Below are 16815 nucleotides of genomic sequence, written 5' to 3' on the forward strand. Positions count from 1 at the left end.
TTTAAAGCCTTGTGATTTCGGGGTTGCCCTCTTCAACCATTTTTTTCACGATGACACGCGCGATTTTTCCGCTCCATGTCATCGGCCAATGATTGATTAAATAGAAATCTTTCGGAATTTTGAATTTTTCCATTAACGGGCGGCAAAACTCGCGCAATTCATTTTCAGTTAAAGCAGCATCTTTGAATGAAACAACGCTGACAAGACGTTCGCCATAAACGTTATTGGCAATGCCGAACGCAATCGCTTCACTGATTTGAGGAATAGTTTTCAATGCGGTTTCTATTTCGGCAAGATAAATATTGTTGCCGCCCGAAATAATCATGCCACCGGCACGACCCATCACATAAAGCTCGCCATTTTTATCCATCATGCCGAGGTCGCCAACCGTTGCACCATATTGGTTACGGACAAATGACTTGCCATTGTCACCCCATAAATATCCGTCCGAGATCAAATCGCTTTCGACAAAAATCGTGCCGATTTTATTAGGCGCGAGCGGTGACAAATTTTCATCGCGTATTGTGACTTTGACACCGGGAAACGGTTTTCCTACCGGCGACATGGAAGTTTCATGCGAAAGCGTTCGGGGCGTCATTTTGTTGACTGCAACAAAACTTAATTCGGAGGCGCCATAATATTGTAAAATCTCCGCATTCGGGAAAAGCGCGCGGGCATCGTCATAATGCTGACGATCGAATTTTGAAGCTCCGGTCACAAGTTGCTTTACTTCTTTAAAAACCAACTTACGCTCACCCGCCCGTTGTTTCAATTCGTTGAGCATGGTTGGAACGCCGACAAAACGGTTGGCAGTCTTCAGAAGCTCCAATACTTCATCGACATTGAATTTCCTGACGCTTTCAAATGTCTGGCCGCTATCCAGCGTTTCAATGAGCGCGTAAAGGCTCACGCCATGCGCCATGGGACCGGGGGCAACCGCTTTATGTAGTTTTCCAAGGCCGAAGAACTCACGTCCGGTAACAAGCGAGTTTCGCCAACTTTGACGGTTTCTGATAAATGCTTTGGGAAGCCCTGTTGTGCCGGATGTAAAACCGATGAAAAACGGCCCGAGCGGTAAATCGGCTATTGCCCGATCAGGAACGATTCCTTCCAGAAAACGGTCATAAGTTGATGGGGTGTCAGCACCTTTTTCAACATAAAGCGCTGGTAGATCAAGGTTGCGGGCAATTTCTGCAATGACGCAGTCTTTATTCTCGCAAATGACAATGTCGGGACTAAGCCGACGCATGATTTCTTCAATCTGGTTCGATGGTGTGGCAACAGAAAGAACAGCAACGCAATGCGGGCTTGCCGAACCGCCGACAAAAATTTCACCAAAGCGGAAATGGTTCGGGAGTGCGAGCAGAACCAGCCGACCATCATCCGGTAAACCGAAACGGTCAGGGTGGCGTTTTTCCAGATTGAAAAGCTTGCGCCTGAAAGTTTCGGCGCGTTGGCAGAGTGTTTTATAGGTGATTTCATTTCCGGCGATCGAAATCGCAATTCTGTCGGGTGTCAAACTGGCATGTTTTGCCAATATATCAATAACGGGCATTCGCTCCCCTAGCTGTTCGGGAATAATTTGAGGCCGATTCCGCGTTTGAACGTCGCGGCATATTTTAAAATGACACTATATTTTTTAAAATGATCATAAAACTCTCCCGTTACAATTCAACGGTCATAACGGGAGAGAAAATTTTAAAATCAGATTTGACGAACAGCACCTTTGGCTGCCGATGTTGTCATGGCTGCATAAGCGCGTAATGCCTTGGAGACTTTGCGTTTGCGAACCTCTTCCGGCTTCCAGGCTTTGTCGCCTTTCTGTTCCATTTCCTTGCGACGTTTGGCAAGTGTAGCGTCATCGACAGCAAGATGGATTTTGCGATTTGGTATGTCGATTTCGATTGTATCGCCTTCTTCGACAAGGCCGATTGTGCCGCCTTCAGCAGCTTCCGGTGAAACATGGCCGATGGAAAGCCCTGACGAACCACCGGAAAAACGACCATCGGTAATGAGGGCACAGGCTTTTCCCAAACCTTTCGATTTCAGATAGCTTGTCGGATAAAGCATTTCCTGCATTCCGGGGCCACCGCGTGGACCTTCGTAACGGATAAGCACAATGTCCCCCGGTTTGATTTTGCCGTTCAAAATAGCCACCACTGCGGAGTCCTGACTTTCAAAAATCCGTGCAGGACCTTTGAATTTCAAAATCGAGTCGTCAACACCGGCAGTTTTGACGATGCACCCATCCTTGGCAAGATTGCCGTAAAGAACGGCCAGGCCGCCATCCTTCGAATAGGCGTGGTCGACATCGCGGATAACGCCTTTTTCGCGGTCAAGGTCGACTGTTTCATAACGCCGTGACTGGCTGAATGGTATTTGTGTGGGAATACCACCCGGAGCTGCACGATAAAATTCATGAACTTCGGGATTATTTGTCTGTTTGACATCCCATTTACGCAAAGCATCCTTCAAGGTTGCTTCATGAACGGTTGCAACTTCGCTGTGAATAAGACCTGCACGGTCAAGCTCACCCAGAATTGCCATCACGCCGCCGGCACGGTGGACATCTTCCATATGCACATTGGCAACGGCCGGAGCGACTTTACAAATAACCGGAACATGGCGCGAAAGCCGGTCGATGTCCGACATGGTAAAATCAACTTCGCCTTCTTGCGCAGCGGCTAGTAAGTGAAGAACCGTATTGGTTGAACCGCCCATTGAAATATCAAGCGTCATTGCATTTTCAAAAGATTTGAATGTTGCAATCGAGCGGGGAAGAACACTGTCATCATTCTGTTCATAATAACGCTTGGCGAGTTCAACAATCCGGTGGCCGGCTTTTTCAAAAAGATGTTTGCGGTCGGCATGGGTTGCGAGCATAGAACCGTTACCGGGAAGCGATAGGCCAAGGGCTTCGGTCAGGCAATTCATCGAGTTTGCTGTAAACATGCCCGAACATGAACCGCATGTCGGGCAAGCTGCCCGTTCCATATTGGCAACTTCCGAGTCGCTGTTATGGTCATCGGCTGCCGCAACCATGGCATCAATAAGATCAACCGCAAGGTCTTTGCCTTTCCATTTGATCTTTCCTGCTTCCATAGGGCCGCCGGACACAAAAATCGTTGGAATATTGAGCCGCAAAGCCGCCATTAGCATTCCTGGAGTAATTTTATCGCAATTGGAAATACAGACCAGAGCATCTGCACAATGGGCATTGACCATATATTCGACCGAATCGGCAATGATCTCGCGGGAGGGAAGAGAATAGAGCATACCGTCATGCCCCATTGCGATACCGTCATCGACAGCAATTGTATTGAACTCTTTGGCAACGCCGCCAGCTTTTTCCACTTCACGCGCGACAAGTTGGCCTAAATCTTTAAGATGGACATGGCCCGGAACAAATTGCGTAAAGGAATTGGCAATCGCAATAATCGGCTTACCAAAATCTCCGTCTTTCATTCCTGTGGCACGCCATAAGCCACGGGCACCGGCCATATTCCGGCCATGAGTAGAAGTTCTTGAGCGATAGGGAGGCATTTTGAATTTCCTTGAATAATTCCAATGTAGCAACGGTTTTGCCGCACAGATCATATAAACGCAAGGATTTTAAACGTTTTTTCGTTCAATGCTTAATCACATTTAGATTAGAATCAAAAACAATTGGAAAAATTTACGCAATATTATTTCGCATTCTGGGGCCACTCTTCTTGGTAAACAAGGCTTTCGAGCGGTACGCGTTTGCGCCAGCCTTTTTGTTCGAGTTCGGGGCTATCGTAAAAGTGGCTGACATAGCCGATACACAGATAGGCGATAATGTCTATTTCGGCGGGAATCTTTAACAATTCCTTCAGCTCGTCATCATGATAGATCGAAACCCAGCCGACGCCGATGTTTTCAGCCCGTGCTGCAAGCCATAAATTTTCGACAGCACATACGCAACTATAAGCCGACATTTGCGGATTATGAAAACGGCCAAGACCGGTGCGGCCATCACGCGAGCGGTCACATGTGACAACCAGATTAAGAGGTGCTTTGACGATACCCTGTAATTTCAGACGGTTATAAAGTTCTCGCCTTTCGTCATTAAAAATTTTTGCCTCTTCGGCTGCCGCCCGGTCAAAAATTTCTTTGACTTGGTTTTTTCGCTTTTTGTCGCGGATAAGAAGGAAATTCCATGGTTGCTGGAAGCCTACCGAAGGCGCTGAATGAGCCGCTTCAAGGAGCCTTTTAATAACAGCCTCTTCGAGTGGTTGAGGCAAAAATTCGTCGCGCACATCGCGCCGTTCATGAATAACTTTATAGATATCTTCCAACATAAATTCTGTGCCGAACTCCTTATTGATCGTTCCGATGGTTGAATGAAAATCGTTCTCTTGGCGGCGTAAGAACGCTTTCCGAAATTTATTAGCCGTCTAACAAATGCCTTATAATTAATAATGTGAACCAATCAAGTTTATCGCCGCTCTCGTGAGCCAATTTGAAAGCACAAAAATAGTCGAACATGTTTTCGGTCATGATTGGGGCAGGCAAGATTTTAAAAAATCAACAATCGTTTGCCAATAGTGTCAAACTGTCTCTCAAGGAAAAAAACGGTGATTTTTTTAAACGGGAATTAGCGGGATAGAAAAAGCAATGAACAAGACCGGTTGGGAATGGAAAGATAAAGCCGCTTTGAAGAAACCGGTCTTCATTCAAGGAAGTTAACTGGCAAAGAAGTTAACTAGCAAAAAAGTTAGCGGGCAAAAAAATTAAACAGCAAAATTTCGGGAATGTAGCGGGATGAGTCCCTATTTTTTGAAGCGGGTAAATTTTGAAGATTGGTGGAGCTAAGCGGGATCGAACCGCTGACCTCTTGCATGCCATGCAAGCGCTCTCCCAGCTGAGCTATAGCCCCATTCAGGATGAGAAGGTCACGTTGTGACCCTCAGGGATAAAGACAAACTGTCTGGCGGCTTCTTAAATTGAGTGGCGCCAAAGATCAAGAGGGAAATTGCAATCTTTATAAAAGAAAACAATTTCCCTTTAATTCTCGTCAGATGTCGTCGTCTTTATGAACTTTATTGCCGCCGGTGATAATGCCGCTCACGTCGTCATCCTCGTCGTCTTCATCATCCGGCAAGAATGCGTCGTCATCATCGTCACCAAGGTCGACATCTTCATCGTCGCCGATATCGGGTATATCTTCGCCGCCTTTGTTTTCATCATCGGCATCTTCAAGCGAGATGAACTCGGGCTTTTCTAATGCCGTCTCAAGGTCTTCCGTCTCTGTCTCCTCTTCCTCATCTTCGCCCTTAGCATCGGCTGTGGCGTCGAAATAGGATCTGGGGTAGGAGATCCCAGTATAAGGCGAAATAATCGGGTCACGATTGAGATCATAGAATTTCTTTCCCGTTTCCGGGTCTATTCTTTTGGTTCCAAGTTCAGGTTTTGCCATGGACCGAGCCTCTTTTGGTTGGTCGTGCTGTTTCTATTTGCTATATGCTTATAAAAATAGACACGCGCCTTTGTTTGAAAGCATTTTAACCGGACACGAGCATTTACGCGTCCATAAAAATGCCGTTGAGATTAATCAAAAAATCCGTTCACGGTGCTTAAGCGCAAAAATATGCTTTTGTCAAAGATAAACAATAAGAACCATGTTCAATTTCCTTGAAGCGATGTATTTTTTCATGACGTATGAAACTCGTTATGTTAGAAGCATGCTTTTCCTGTATATAAAGAAGAAATACGTTTGCCATGTCTGAACCGCTTCCCGCTACCTCGAAAAAATCTGCCGATCTTTCCGGACATATCCGGATACCGGGCGATAAATCCATTTCCCACCGTTCATTGATGTTCGGTGCTCTGGCAAGTGGAGAAACCCGCATTTCCGGCCTTTTGGAAGGTGACGATGTTATTCACACTGCCAATGCCATGCGGGCAATGGGAGCAAAAATAACTAAGGATAATGATGTTTATGTTATCCACGGAACCGGAAACGGTTGCCTCTTGGAACCTGAACAACCGCTTGATTTCGGCAATGCCGGAACCGGAGCAAGATTGACGATGGGGCTTGTCGGCACTTATGCGATGAAGACGCGATTTATAGGTGACGCATCTTTGTCAAAACGGCCTATGGGGCGCATCCTTGATCCGTTACGGCTGATGGGCGTGCAGGTTGAAGCCTCGGAAGGCGATCGGTTGCCGTTGACATTATGGGGCGCAGTAACGCCCAACCCGATTACCTATCGTGTTCCTATGGCATCGGCACAGGTGAAATCGGCCGTTTTGCTTGCCGGTCTCAACACTCCCGGCATTACCACCGTCATCGAGCCGGTCATGACACGTGACCACACCGAAAAAATGCTTGTGGGCTTTGGTGCCGATCTTGAGGTTGAGACTGATAATGACGGTGTGCGCTATATCCATTTAGAGGGGCAGGGGGAATTGCACGGGCAGGATATTACCGTACCTGGCGATCCGTCTTCGGCAGCATTTCCGATTGTGGCGGCCTTAATTACCGAAGGTTCGGATATAACAATAGAAAATGTATTGTTAAATCCCACCCGTACCGGATTAATCACCACGCTTTTAGAAATGGGAGCCGATATAAGCTTTGAAAACAAACGCCAGACCGGCGGGGAAGAGGTGGCCGATATTCGCGTGCGTTCCTCCCGATTAAAGGGCGTAAAAGTGCCAAAAGAGCGCGCACCGTCAATGATTGATGAATATCCTGTTCTGGCAGTTGCTGCCGCTTTTGCCGAGGGAAAAACAGTTATGGAAGGGCTTGCAGAACTGAGAGTCAAGGAATCGGACCGGCTTTCAGCCGTCGCCAATGGTTTGAAGATAAATGGTGTTGATTGTGAAGAGGGAAAAGATTTCCTGATCGTGACTGGCGAGCCTTCGGCAAAAAATATTGGCGGTGGAACAGTCACAACACATCTTGATCACCGTATCGCCATGAGCTTTCTGGTGCTTGGTCTTGGAGCCGGAAAACCGGTAACAATTGACGACAAACGCATGATTGCAACAAGTTTTCCGGAATTTATGGGACTGATGGCGAAATTGGGAGCGCATATCGAATGAACCTGAAAAAGCCGTTTATTATTGCAATTGATGGGCCGGCCGCTTCGGGAAAGGGCACATTGGCGCGAAAACTTGCCTCCCATTACGGGTTTTCCTATCTTGATACAGGTTTGACTTATCGTGCGGTTGCCGATGAGCTCTTAAAACGTCATTTGCCACTTGATGACGAGGATATTGCTGTAAAAACCGCTTCGTTGATTGACTTTTCTTCACTTGATCGGGCGCATTTATCCGAACATGAAATCGGTGAAGCGGCTTCGAAAGTGGCGGTAATGGGGCGTTTGCGCAAGACATTGGTCGACATGCAAAAAGCTTTTGCAAAACAAAGTAAAGGGGCGGTTCTTGACGGGCGCGATATTGGAACAGTCGTCTGTCCCGATGCCGATGTCAAGCTCTATATTATTGCGACACCTGAAGTTCGCGCCGAACGGCGCTATAAAGAAATGATGGAGAAAGGCGAGAAAGCCGATTATAATGCCATTCTTGCCGATCTCAAACGGCGTGACGAACGCGATATGAATCGTGCCGAAAGCCCGTTGAAACCTGCAAAAGATGCGCACTTGCTTGATACAACAAAATTGAGTATAGAAGGCGCGTTTACTGCCGCTTGTGCTATGATTGATCCAATTTTGGCAAAACGGTAAAAGACTTTAAGAGAAATGTTATTTCCGGCCATGCGCCAAACTACCCCGCAAAGAGCGGGCGGCAGGAAAATAACATCGTTTTAACACTAACCCGGCGCGCTCGTGCCTTATTTCATAATTCTATCAAAAGGCACTTCTTCAGGAGTTTCTATGTCACAATACAATCCCACAAAAGCGGATTTCGAAGCCCTTTTGGCTGAATCCCTCCAGACCCATGATCTCGTCGAGGGTTCGGTTGTCAAAGGCCGCATCATTGCAATTGAAAAAGATATGGCAATCATTGATGCCGGTCTTAAAGTAGAAGGCCGCGTTCCGTTAAAGGAATTCGGTGCCAAGGGTAAAGACGGTTCGCTCAAGCCCGGCGATGAAGTCGAGGTTTATGTTGAGCGTATCGAAAACGCTATGGGTGAAGCTGTTCTTTCACGTGAAAAAGCCCGCCGTGAAGAGAGCTGGGTTCGTCTGGAAGAAAAATTCAACGCCGGTGAACGCGTTGAAGGTGTTATCTTCAGTCAGGTCAAAGGTGGTTTCACGGTTGATCTTGACGGAGCAGTTGCTTTCTTGCCGCGCAGTCAGGTCGATATTCGTCCGATTCGCGATGTAACGCCGTTGATGCACAATCCGCAGCCTTTTGAAATTTTGAAAATGGACCGTCGTCGTGGCAATATTGTTGTTTCACGCCGTACAGTTCTTGAAGAAAGCCGCGCCGAACAGCGTTCTGAAATCGTACAGAACCTTGAAGAAGGTCAGGTTGTTGAAGGTGTCGTCAAGAACATCACCGATTACGGTGCATTCGTTGACCTTGGCGGTATTGACGGCCTCTTGCACGTTACCGATATGGCATGGCGCCGTGTCAACCATCCGTCTGAAATCCTGTCGATCGGTCAGACTGTAAAAGTACAGATCATCCGTATCAATCAGGAAACGCATCGTATTTCCTTGGGCATGAAACAGCTTGAAAGTGACCCGTGGGAAGGCATTAGCGATAAATATCCGGTTGGCAAGAAGATCAAAGGTACTGTTACCAACATTACCGATTATGGTGCTTTTGTCGAAATCGAGCCGGGTATCGAAGGTCTTATCCACGTTTCAGAAATGAGCTGGACCAAGAAGAATGTTCACCCCGGAAAGATTCTTTCGACCTCTCAGGAAGTCGAAGTTGTTGTTCTGGAAGTGGATCCGGCAAAACGCCGCATTTCTTTGGGTCTCAAGCAGACATTCGAAAACCCGTGGACAGCTTTTGCCAACAAATTCCCAGTTGGTTCTGTTGTTGAAGGTGAAGTCAAGAACAAAACCGAATTCGGCCTCTTTATCGGCCTTGAAGGCGATGTTGACGGTATGGTTCACCTTTCCGATCTCGACTGGAACCGTCCTGGCGAGCAGGTTATCGAGGAATACAACAAGGGCGATGTCGTCAAGGCTGTTGTTCTTGATGTTGATGTTGATAAAGAACGTATTTCACTTGGTATCAAGCAGCTTTCCGGCGACAAGGTCGGTGAAGCCGTTGCTTCCGGTGAATTGCGCAAAGGTGCTGTTGTGACTTGCGAAGTGACTGCAATCCACGACAATGGCATTGATGTAAAACTGGTCGACCATGATCTCGAAACAACGATCCGTCGTTCGGATCTGTCGCTTGATCGTGATGAACAACGTCCGGAACGCTTTACAGTCGGCCAGAAGGTTGATGCACGCGTTACCGCATTCGACAAAAAGACCCGCAAAATCACAGTTTCAATCAAAGCTTTGGAAATTGCCGAAGAAAAAGAAGCTGTTGCACAATATGGTTCATCAGATGCCGGTGCTTCACTCGGTGACATTCTGGGTGCCGCATTGAAGAAGCAGGAACAGGAATAATCCTTCCGATCCTGTTATCGTAGGTGACTGCGATGGCTTTGAGTCAAAATCAGGAAACCCGCCTTTTGAGGCGGGTTTTTTATTGGCTTCGGATTTGATTGATGTTTCCCGATTGAACAATAATTTCCGGTTTTGAAGCAGGAAATGTCGTCCGTAATTTGATGAAACGGATGGAAAATGAAACATTGGAATATCAGGTTAAAAAACAGGATTAGCTTCAAAAATATTCATGAAAAATATAATGAGGAGAAAAACAAAATAAATTTGCCGCAATTGTAACACCGGTATTTCAGATTTTTTGATAAGCAATGCCGCCACTTAATTTATGCGAGAAATAGAGGGTAATTTACGGGAACAATAGAGGCTCAGCCGAGATGGCAAGGCCACATTTGTTACTCCGGTTGCTATGCTAAAGCACGGTTGAACCGGTGTTCATGCTTGGGCCAAAGAATAGAGCTGTATTCTCAAAAAGGGATTAGCCGGAATCTAAGGGATTAGCCGGAATCCGGACCGATCTGTCTTGAAAATATAACCCATTTGAAGAATGCAATAGATATCAGACAGAAAAACAGGAAAACCGGCCGGTAGAACCGGCACAAATATATATTTTTCAGAAATCTCGTTATAAAATTTTTTAGGGAAGCTCGTCGACTGTTCGGCAATATCCGGTAGGAAATCTAAAGCCATAAAAAATTCCCGCGAATTTCGCGGGAATAATGGAATGATCGAAGAAACTTTAAATTCTTACGAAGGATTGGACTTTTGTGCTTTTGCCTGTTCTTCGGCAATGCGCTTCTGGAATAGTCCTGCAAAGTCGATCGGGTCGATCATCAAAGGAGGGAAGCCGCCATTACGTGTTGCATCGGCAACAATCTGGCGTGCGAAAGGAAAGAGCAAACGCGGACATTCAATGAAAACCAACGGCATGATGTGTTCTTGCGGGATGTTCTTTACGCGGAAGACACCACCATAAACGAGTTCGACGTTGAAGAGCATATCCTTGCCTTCACCGGCTTTGGCGGTAAGCGAAAGGACAACATCATAGTTACCATCTTCCATAGGATTGGCGTTGACATTGATTCCAATATTGATTTCGGGAGCTTTGTCTCTTGGTCGTAATGCCTGCGGGGCATTCGGGCTTTCAAATGAAAAGTCTTTCAGATATTGGGTGAGGACCGTAAATACGGGAGCTTCGCCATTTTTATTTGCATCGCCTTCGGCCATAATGAAAACCTTCTGTGATTAGCGCCAAAACGCGCCTTGTGTGGTTAGAGATAATATGGGCTAGCATGTCACGCGCATTGTTGCAATAAATGGGGCTAGCCTTTCACCATTTTTCACTCAATGATCAATTTAAACGCTTGTTATCGTCATCTTTTCGCCATGGCGAATGTTCCGGGTCGGATGAATGATAATCCTCGGCATCAAGATCGATTGTTTGCGAATGGTTGTTATCGTAATTGTTTTTTGTAAAACCGGATGAAAAAGAGGTGCGGACTATCATCTTTTTCGACACCCATTTCCATAAGAGATCGCGTATTTGCGGGATAAAAAGCAAAAGGCCGATAATATCGGTTACAAAACCCGGAATGATCAACAGGATAGCGGCTATAATAACCAACGCTCCGTGGGCAAGTTCACGATCAGGCATATGACCGGCGGCAAGCTCGCTTTGCATTTTGGTAAGAAGCGTAATTCCCTGAACGCGCAAAAGAACAAATCCCGCAACCATTGATAAAATGATAAGACCTAAAGTTGCGAGAACGCCGATCTGTTTTCCGACAATGATGAAACCGGCAATCTCGATAAAAATTGCGATGAGCAAAATCACACCGGCAATATTGGGTGTGTTACGGTAGATATTTCCCACCAACGCTATCCTTTCGACGGTTTTTTATGAGTTTAATGCGCTCTATAGTACAATTCCTTCTTTAAATAGGGATTAAAAAGCCATATTTGAATGATGGCTTTTGCTGTTCTATATGTTTATGTCAATGATTATTGCCACACTCTTCGTAGTGGTGCCCCTTTAATTTTGGAGATTGGCCGCAAAGATGGATTTCGACATTGTACTGGTTATTGCCCTGGTTATTGCCGTAGTGGTGTTTTTGCAGCTACGCAGTGTGTTGGGAAAACGTACGGGCTTTGAAAGACCGCCTTTCGACCCTTATTCACGCCAGCCGGAAAATGCGGAAGAAAAGGAAAACGATACGGTTGTTGCATTGCCGAAACCGGAAGCAAAAGCAGCCGACGATTTTTCCGATATTGATAAAATCGCACCTGAAGACAGCGACCTTAATAAAGGCTTGCGCGCTATCCGTAAAGAAGACGCAACATTTTCGCCAAATTCATTTCTGGATGGGGCAAGGGTCGCATATGAAATGGTTGTAACAGCCTTTGCAAAAGCGGATAAAAATACCTTGAAATCACTTTTATCCGATGATGTCTTTGCTGGATTTTCCTCCGCCATTGATGAGCGTGATAAAAAAGGTGAAACTGTCAAATTTACATTTGTCGGCATTGATAAAATTGAAATTATTGATGCGTCGTGTGAGGCAGATATTGCGCAACTGACCGTCAGGGTCGAGAGCGAGATTATCTCGGCAACTTACGATGATAGCCAGAAACTTATAGATGGTGACCCGCAAACAATAGCTGAAATCAAGGATATCTGGACGTTTGCACGCAATGTCAAATCGCGCGATCCGAACTGGAAAATTATCGGCACAGAAGATGGTGAGTAATTTTCTCTAGAAACGCTAGGTTCAGCCGATCACATTGGGCGTATAATTTGAAGGTTGAATGACCATGGCTCGTGACAATAATCGGGATGAGTTTGATCGGCTGAAACTTGAAGACCGCATTTTATGGGATAAAGTGAGAAGTACTGCAATTCCCTTGGCAAAATCGGAGCGTTTCACTCTTGAGATCAAGGATATGCCGGCCGTTTTCTCAATGGAGCTTTTACGGCAGACCAGACTGAACACTATAACCGATGATAAGAGTGATCGGAAAGCAGCTCTGCCGAAGCTTTTTCCTTTTGATAAACCGACTTACCGTAAAATATCGCGCGGGCGTGTCAATATCGAAGGACGTGTCGACCTCCACGGCCTCTATCGCGATGAAGCCTATTCGTTGCTCCTTAATTTTCTACAATCAGCGCGCCATCGTGGTTTACGACATGTCCTTGTTATAACCGGTAAAGGGTTGTCACAGGGCAGCGAAGGTGTTTTGCGGCAAGCCGTTCCCCATTGGCTGGAGACTGCACCTTTCCGCCAGATTATATCTTCCTTTGAAGATGCTCCGCGAAATCACGGTGGTAAAGGTGCGCTTTATGTGCGCTTGCGGCGGCAATCAAAAAACTGATTTGATAAAACTGTTTTGCCTATTTTCTTGATTGTCAGGAATTATTTTCTGTCTCTCATAATTTCCTTGGTAGCGGATATAATTGACGTTCAAGCAGATGCGGTGATTTCAAAACAGATAGTTTTGATTGGCTGATGAACCTATCCGAGCTTTGAAAAAATTATCGTTTTCAATTTCTGGTAGGAAAGAGAAAATAACCGGAAAGCTTTTGAAACAGGCAATATGAAATAAGATCTGCCGAAATTGGATCATGAAAAGAATTATCAGATCGCCGGATTATGTAACAGTGAAGATATAGAGAAAATAGCAGAGAGAGCAATAATGAGGAGGTTTTTAAAACAGCTTTTCAAGATCGCCGATTTTGCTGTTTACAAACCAGCCGTAATAATTTTCTTGCGGCAATTTGGGTTGTTCCCCATGTGCAATGGCTTGCTTGTTATCTTCTGCCAATGCGCGTGCCCGTGCTTCCGCACCTCCGGTATTATAAAGTGTTGCAGTCAAACCCGGATTATCCGAAATATCAAAACCGGCAATCTGGCGGTAAGCGTCGATGGATTGGCGGATTGTTGCGGCAATATAGGGAATTGTCTGGTCGGGATCCATAATAGTTTTATAGACTTGTCCGCCATTTTCTGCAGAAAGCTTGGGCAAACCGGAAATCCGGTTGACACGGTCGGACATCATCAAAGCTGTGAGCGGGTTAACCTGTCCCAGTCCGAAGGTCTGTCCGGCAAAAAACGGTTGGAAAAAAACCGCGCTAAAACGGTTATCGGGATATTTTTTGCCGTCAACCGTTTTGCCACGAAAATCCTTATTCCAGATATTTTCACGGCATGTCCACAATCTATAGCTATCCGGGAGACCATTGCATGAAGAAAATTGCGGGCGTTTAACAAAATCGGTTACGTCTTCGCCATTATAGGCAAATTGTACGCCCTGATTAAGATAGGACATGCCTTTCACATAATAGGTCTGCAAGCGGTCATAGACATCAACATTATAAGTGTGTTCGCCGATGATTGCGCCAGCGATATGAATAGGGGCAATGCCATAATCTTTTGCAGTTGCGATAATGCGTGCCCTTAGTTTTGTGTCATTTTTCAGGAGATTATAGATTTTCGTATATTTTGCGGCATAGCTTGTTGAAAGTTCGCGCGTGCGTTTTGCCGAAGCGCCGGGAACGGGCGGTTGCACCGCATTACGATTACCGGGAGGAACGAGTGTGACGGCCTCGGCATCGGTGAGCAATGATAAAATCAACGGGATAATCAAACACAGCTTCTTCATGAATATTGGCATGTGCTTACCCTATCTAAGATTGCAAAGGTTTGTTCGTTAAAGGTCTAGTCGTTACAAGAGCATTTTTATAGAGTCGATAGTAAATTGCTAGAGATATCGGATATTTTTAGCGCGTTACGCACTACCGCCCACGTAAAAAGTCAAAAAATGAACGTTTTTTTTGTGGAACAGGTTGTGCCTCACTCACATCTGCAGGCGGGCGGGGCGCCCAATAATCGTCACTACTTCCCGGTTCAGGCGGCGGAGCCGGATAAGGCGTTGTCGACGGTTGTTCGCTTTCCGGCAAAATATCATTGCCTCCGGGAACCGCATTTTGCAGGTTATAATTGCCCGGAAGTGGCAAAACCGGCAAGGATTTTTCGGCAACCGTCATATAGGATTTCCAAGCGCGCACGGGAAGCGAACCGCCGGAAATTGTTTTCATCGGATGACCATCGTCATTTCCGAACCATATGCCTGTCACATAATCTGTTGTATAGCCGATAAACCATGCGTCGCGAAAATCCTGACTCGTGCCGGTTTTTCCGGCAGACGGACGGTCGATCGCGGCTTTTCGTGCAGTACCGTTCTCGACAGTCTGTTCAAGCATCGCATTCATCATGCCGACAATATCTGATTGAACGACGCGATTGGCCGTAATTTCACCAAAATCATATATGGTTTTACCGTTTGTATCTTCTACTTTCGAGATAAGTCTTAATTGCGGCTTATAACCACCATTGGCAAAAGGCACAAATGCGCCGGTCAATTCAAGCAAGCTCACTTCCGACGTGCCAAGTGCGATAGAGGCATTGTCCGAAAGTGCCGAATGGATACCGAGACGGTGAGCCACTTCGATAACCTTGTCGGTACCGACCTCCATAATCAATTGGGCGGCAACAGAGTTCAGCGAATGGGATAAAGCGGTGGTCAATGTGACTTCACCCATATATTTGCCGCCATAATTTTTTGGCGTCCAGTTGCCAATTCTGACCGGTGCATCATTACGGATTGTATTGGGGGTCCGACCGGCTTCAAGTGCAGCAAGATAGACAAAGGGTTTGAAGGTTGAACCGGGTTGTCTTTTTGCATCGGTCGCGCGGTTGAACTGGCTTTGCGCGTAGTCGACACCGCCCACCATGGCGCGGATTGCACCGCTTTTATCAATCGATACAAGTGCGCCCTGGCTCACGTCGCGTTTTTCTCCATTTTCGGAAATTTGTGTGCGGATTGCTTCTTCGGCAGCCCTTTCAAGTGTCATATCAAGCGTGGTTTCGACCACAATATCCTTATCTGTCTCGCCGATGAGAAACGGTAATTGTTGAACAACCTGATCGGCAACATAGTTTTCCGAGCCGGTCCAATAGGATTGAGCCCTTGCCATCGGTTCGGCTTCTGCCATAGCTACTTGTGTGTCACTCACCATGCCTTCTTCTTTCATGGCAGCAAGAACAAGTTTGGCACGGTCATTGGCAGCTTTCGGATCACGTGCAGGCGAAAGGCGTGAGGGTGCTTTTAATAATCCTGCCAGAGTTGCTGCTTCCATCAAATCAATATCTTTAGCCGATTTTCCGAAATACCGCCTTGAGGCTGCTTCGACACCATAAGCACCTGACCCAAGATAAACACGGTTCAAATAGATTTCCAGAATTTGATCTTTGGTATATTTATGCTCGAGCCAGAGCGCCAGCAGCGCTTCCTGCACCTTTCTTTCCAATGTTCTATCGGGAGAAAGAAACAGATTCTTGGCCAATTGTTGGGTAAGTGTCGAGCCTCCCTGTTTGCTGCGGCTATGGATGATATTGGTTACCATTGCGCGCGCAATTCCGATCGGGTCAACGCCATAGTGGTCGTAAAAGCGGCGGTCTTCAATTGCTACCACGGCCTTCGGTATCCACGGGCTCATTTCTTTCAATGAAAGTGCTTCACCACCTGTTGTTCCGCGGTTGGCAATCAGAAATCCATTGCGATCAATAATGCGCACATTTGGCGGCCGTTGAGGGATATTCCATGTTGAAGCTTGCGGCATTTTAAGTGCGACATAGCCGACATAAGCAGCGACAGCTATCGCGCCCCAGATAGCAAGAATGAAACACCATTTGATCAGACGGAACATGAGCCCATGCTTTTTTCGTTTTTCCCGCGACTTGCCCCTTTTTGCGCCGGAACCGCCTTGCGGCGGCAATGCACGGTCTTCATCAGTCAAGCGCATATCAGAAACGCTCCGATTTTTTCAAGACTAGCATTTTTATTGAATATTGCCGACATGGAAAGACTTTTAAAAAATTTCAAGAACCTGAGCGTTAAACCGGAAACCGGATTGAACATTTCGCTGTTTTGCTAGCATAGAAGAATGATTCCGGCAATTTTAAGTAAGATCGATTGCACTATCCAATCATTTCAAAAGCTTCAAGCACTTCCTCACTATTATTTATGATCTGTTATATTTTTCTCTAGAAGTGATTTTATCGAAAAGTCCGGTAATAGATCGGCTCCTGATTTCCGTTAAAATACGATAAATCAGCTTCAAGGGATTGTCCGGTTGCTTACGGTCAATGAAGTTTAAAATGGCAATGGAGCCGAATGGCGTTTTAGCCAATCGGCT

13 protein-coding genes and 1 tRNA gene are annotated in these 16815 nt (G+C 46.2%); 5 read left to right on the forward strand and 9 right to left on the reverse strand.

What is annotated here, in order from left to right; translation table 11 throughout:
• Position 1 precedes the first annotated feature (1 nt).
• The 5 genes from H3S82_RS02505 to H3S82_RS02525 all read right to left on the reverse strand — a co-directional run bounded on the left by H3S82_RS02505 (position 2) and on the right by H3S82_RS02525 (position 5440).
• Positions 2 to 1555, reverse strand: a complete 1554-nt coding sequence (locus tag H3S82_RS02505; protein WP_198232584.1) for an AMP-binding protein — start codon at positions 1553 to 1555, stop codon at positions 2 to 4.
• Between the two features lie 149 nt (positions 1556 to 1704).
• Positions 1705 to 3543, reverse strand: coding sequence for a dihydroxy-acid dehydratase (ilvD, locus tag H3S82_RS02510; RefSeq protein WP_198225391.1), 1839 nt, complete (start codon positions 3541 to 3543; stop codon positions 1705 to 1707).
• 143 nt (positions 3544 to 3686) lie between these two features.
• Entirely contained in the window at positions 3687 to 4322 is a 636-nt protein-coding gene (bluB, locus tag H3S82_RS02515) for a 5,6-dimethylbenzimidazole synthase (protein ID WP_198232585.1), read from the reverse strand.
• 502 nt (positions 4323 to 4824) lie between these two features.
• Positions 4825 to 4900, reverse strand: a tRNA-Ala gene (locus H3S82_RS02520).
• Between the two features lie 138 nt (positions 4901 to 5038).
• Positions 5039 to 5440, reverse strand: coding sequence for a TIGR02300 family protein (locus H3S82_RS02525; protein ID WP_198232586.1), 402 nt, complete (start codon positions 5438 to 5440; stop codon positions 5039 to 5041).
• A gap of 302 nt (positions 5441 to 5742) precedes the next feature.
• Here H3S82_RS02525 and aroA point away from each other — a divergent pair, with 302 nt between their 5' ends.
• The 3 genes from aroA to rpsA all read left to right on the forward strand — a co-directional run bounded on the left by aroA (position 5743) and on the right by rpsA (position 9566).
• Positions 5743 to 7071 carry a 3-phosphoshikimate 1-carboxyvinyltransferase gene (gene aroA, locus H3S82_RS02530; protein WP_198232587.1) on the forward strand — a complete coding sequence of 443 codons (1329 nt, stop codon included), beginning with the start codon at positions 5743 to 5745 and terminating at the stop codon, positions 7069 to 7071.
• Positions 7068 to 7715 (forward strand): (d)CMP kinase, encoded by a 648-nt coding sequence (gene cmk, locus H3S82_RS02535; protein WP_198232588.1) that lies wholly within the window; start codon positions 7068 to 7070, stop codon positions 7713 to 7715. The genes aroA and cmk overlap by 4 nt, the downstream gene beginning before the upstream one ends.
• Positions 7716 to 7865: 150 nt before the next feature.
• Positions 7866 to 9566, forward strand: a complete 1701-nt coding sequence (rpsA, locus tag H3S82_RS02540) for a 30S ribosomal protein S1 (RefSeq protein WP_077970046.1) — start codon at positions 7866 to 7868, stop codon at positions 9564 to 9566.
• Positions 9567 to 10310: 744 nt separating this feature from the next.
• Here rpsA and secB read toward each other — a convergent pair.
• Positions 10311 to 10790 (reverse strand): protein-export chaperone SecB, encoded by a 480-nt coding sequence (gene secB, locus H3S82_RS02545; protein WP_077970048.1) that lies wholly within the window; start codon positions 10788 to 10790, stop codon positions 10311 to 10313.
• A 124-nt stretch (positions 10791 to 10914) separates the two neighbouring features.
• Positions 10915 to 11436, reverse strand: a complete 522-nt coding sequence (locus tag H3S82_RS02550; RefSeq protein ID WP_198232589.1) for an FxsA family protein — start codon at positions 11434 to 11436, stop codon at positions 10915 to 10917.
• 184 nt (positions 11437 to 11620) lie between these two features.
• On the opposite strand from H3S82_RS02550, the gene H3S82_RS02555 reads away from it, so the two are divergent.
• Positions 11621 to 12310 carry a Tim44/TimA family putative adaptor protein gene (locus H3S82_RS02555; RefSeq protein WP_198232590.1) on the forward strand — a complete coding sequence of 230 codons (690 nt, stop codon included), beginning with the start codon at positions 11621 to 11623 and terminating at the stop codon, positions 12308 to 12310.
• Positions 12311 to 12374: 64 nt separating this feature from the next.
• Positions 12375 to 12932 (forward strand): Smr/MutS family protein, encoded by a 558-nt coding sequence (locus H3S82_RS02560; protein ID WP_198232591.1) that lies wholly within the window; start codon positions 12375 to 12377, stop codon positions 12930 to 12932.
• Between the two features lie 333 nt (positions 12933 to 13265).
• Here the strand turns inward: H3S82_RS02560 and H3S82_RS02565 are convergent, their stop codons facing one another.
• The gene (locus H3S82_RS02565; RefSeq protein WP_198232634.1) at positions 13266 to 14219 is read right to left on the reverse strand and encodes a DUF1402 family protein; all 954 of its coding nucleotides are present in this window, start codon (positions 14217 to 14219) and stop codon (positions 13266 to 13268) included.
• 133 nt (positions 14220 to 14352) lie between these two features.
• Entirely contained in the window at positions 14353 to 16422 is a 2070-nt protein-coding gene (locus H3S82_RS02570; protein WP_198232592.1) for a transglycosylase domain-containing protein, read from the reverse strand.
• Positions 16423 to 16815: the final 393 nt, after the last annotated feature.

Source organism: Bartonella sp. M0192 (assembly GCF_016102305.1).
Taxonomy (GTDB): domain Bacteria; phylum Pseudomonadota; class Alphaproteobacteria; order Rhizobiales; family Rhizobiaceae; genus Bartonella; species Bartonella apihabitans.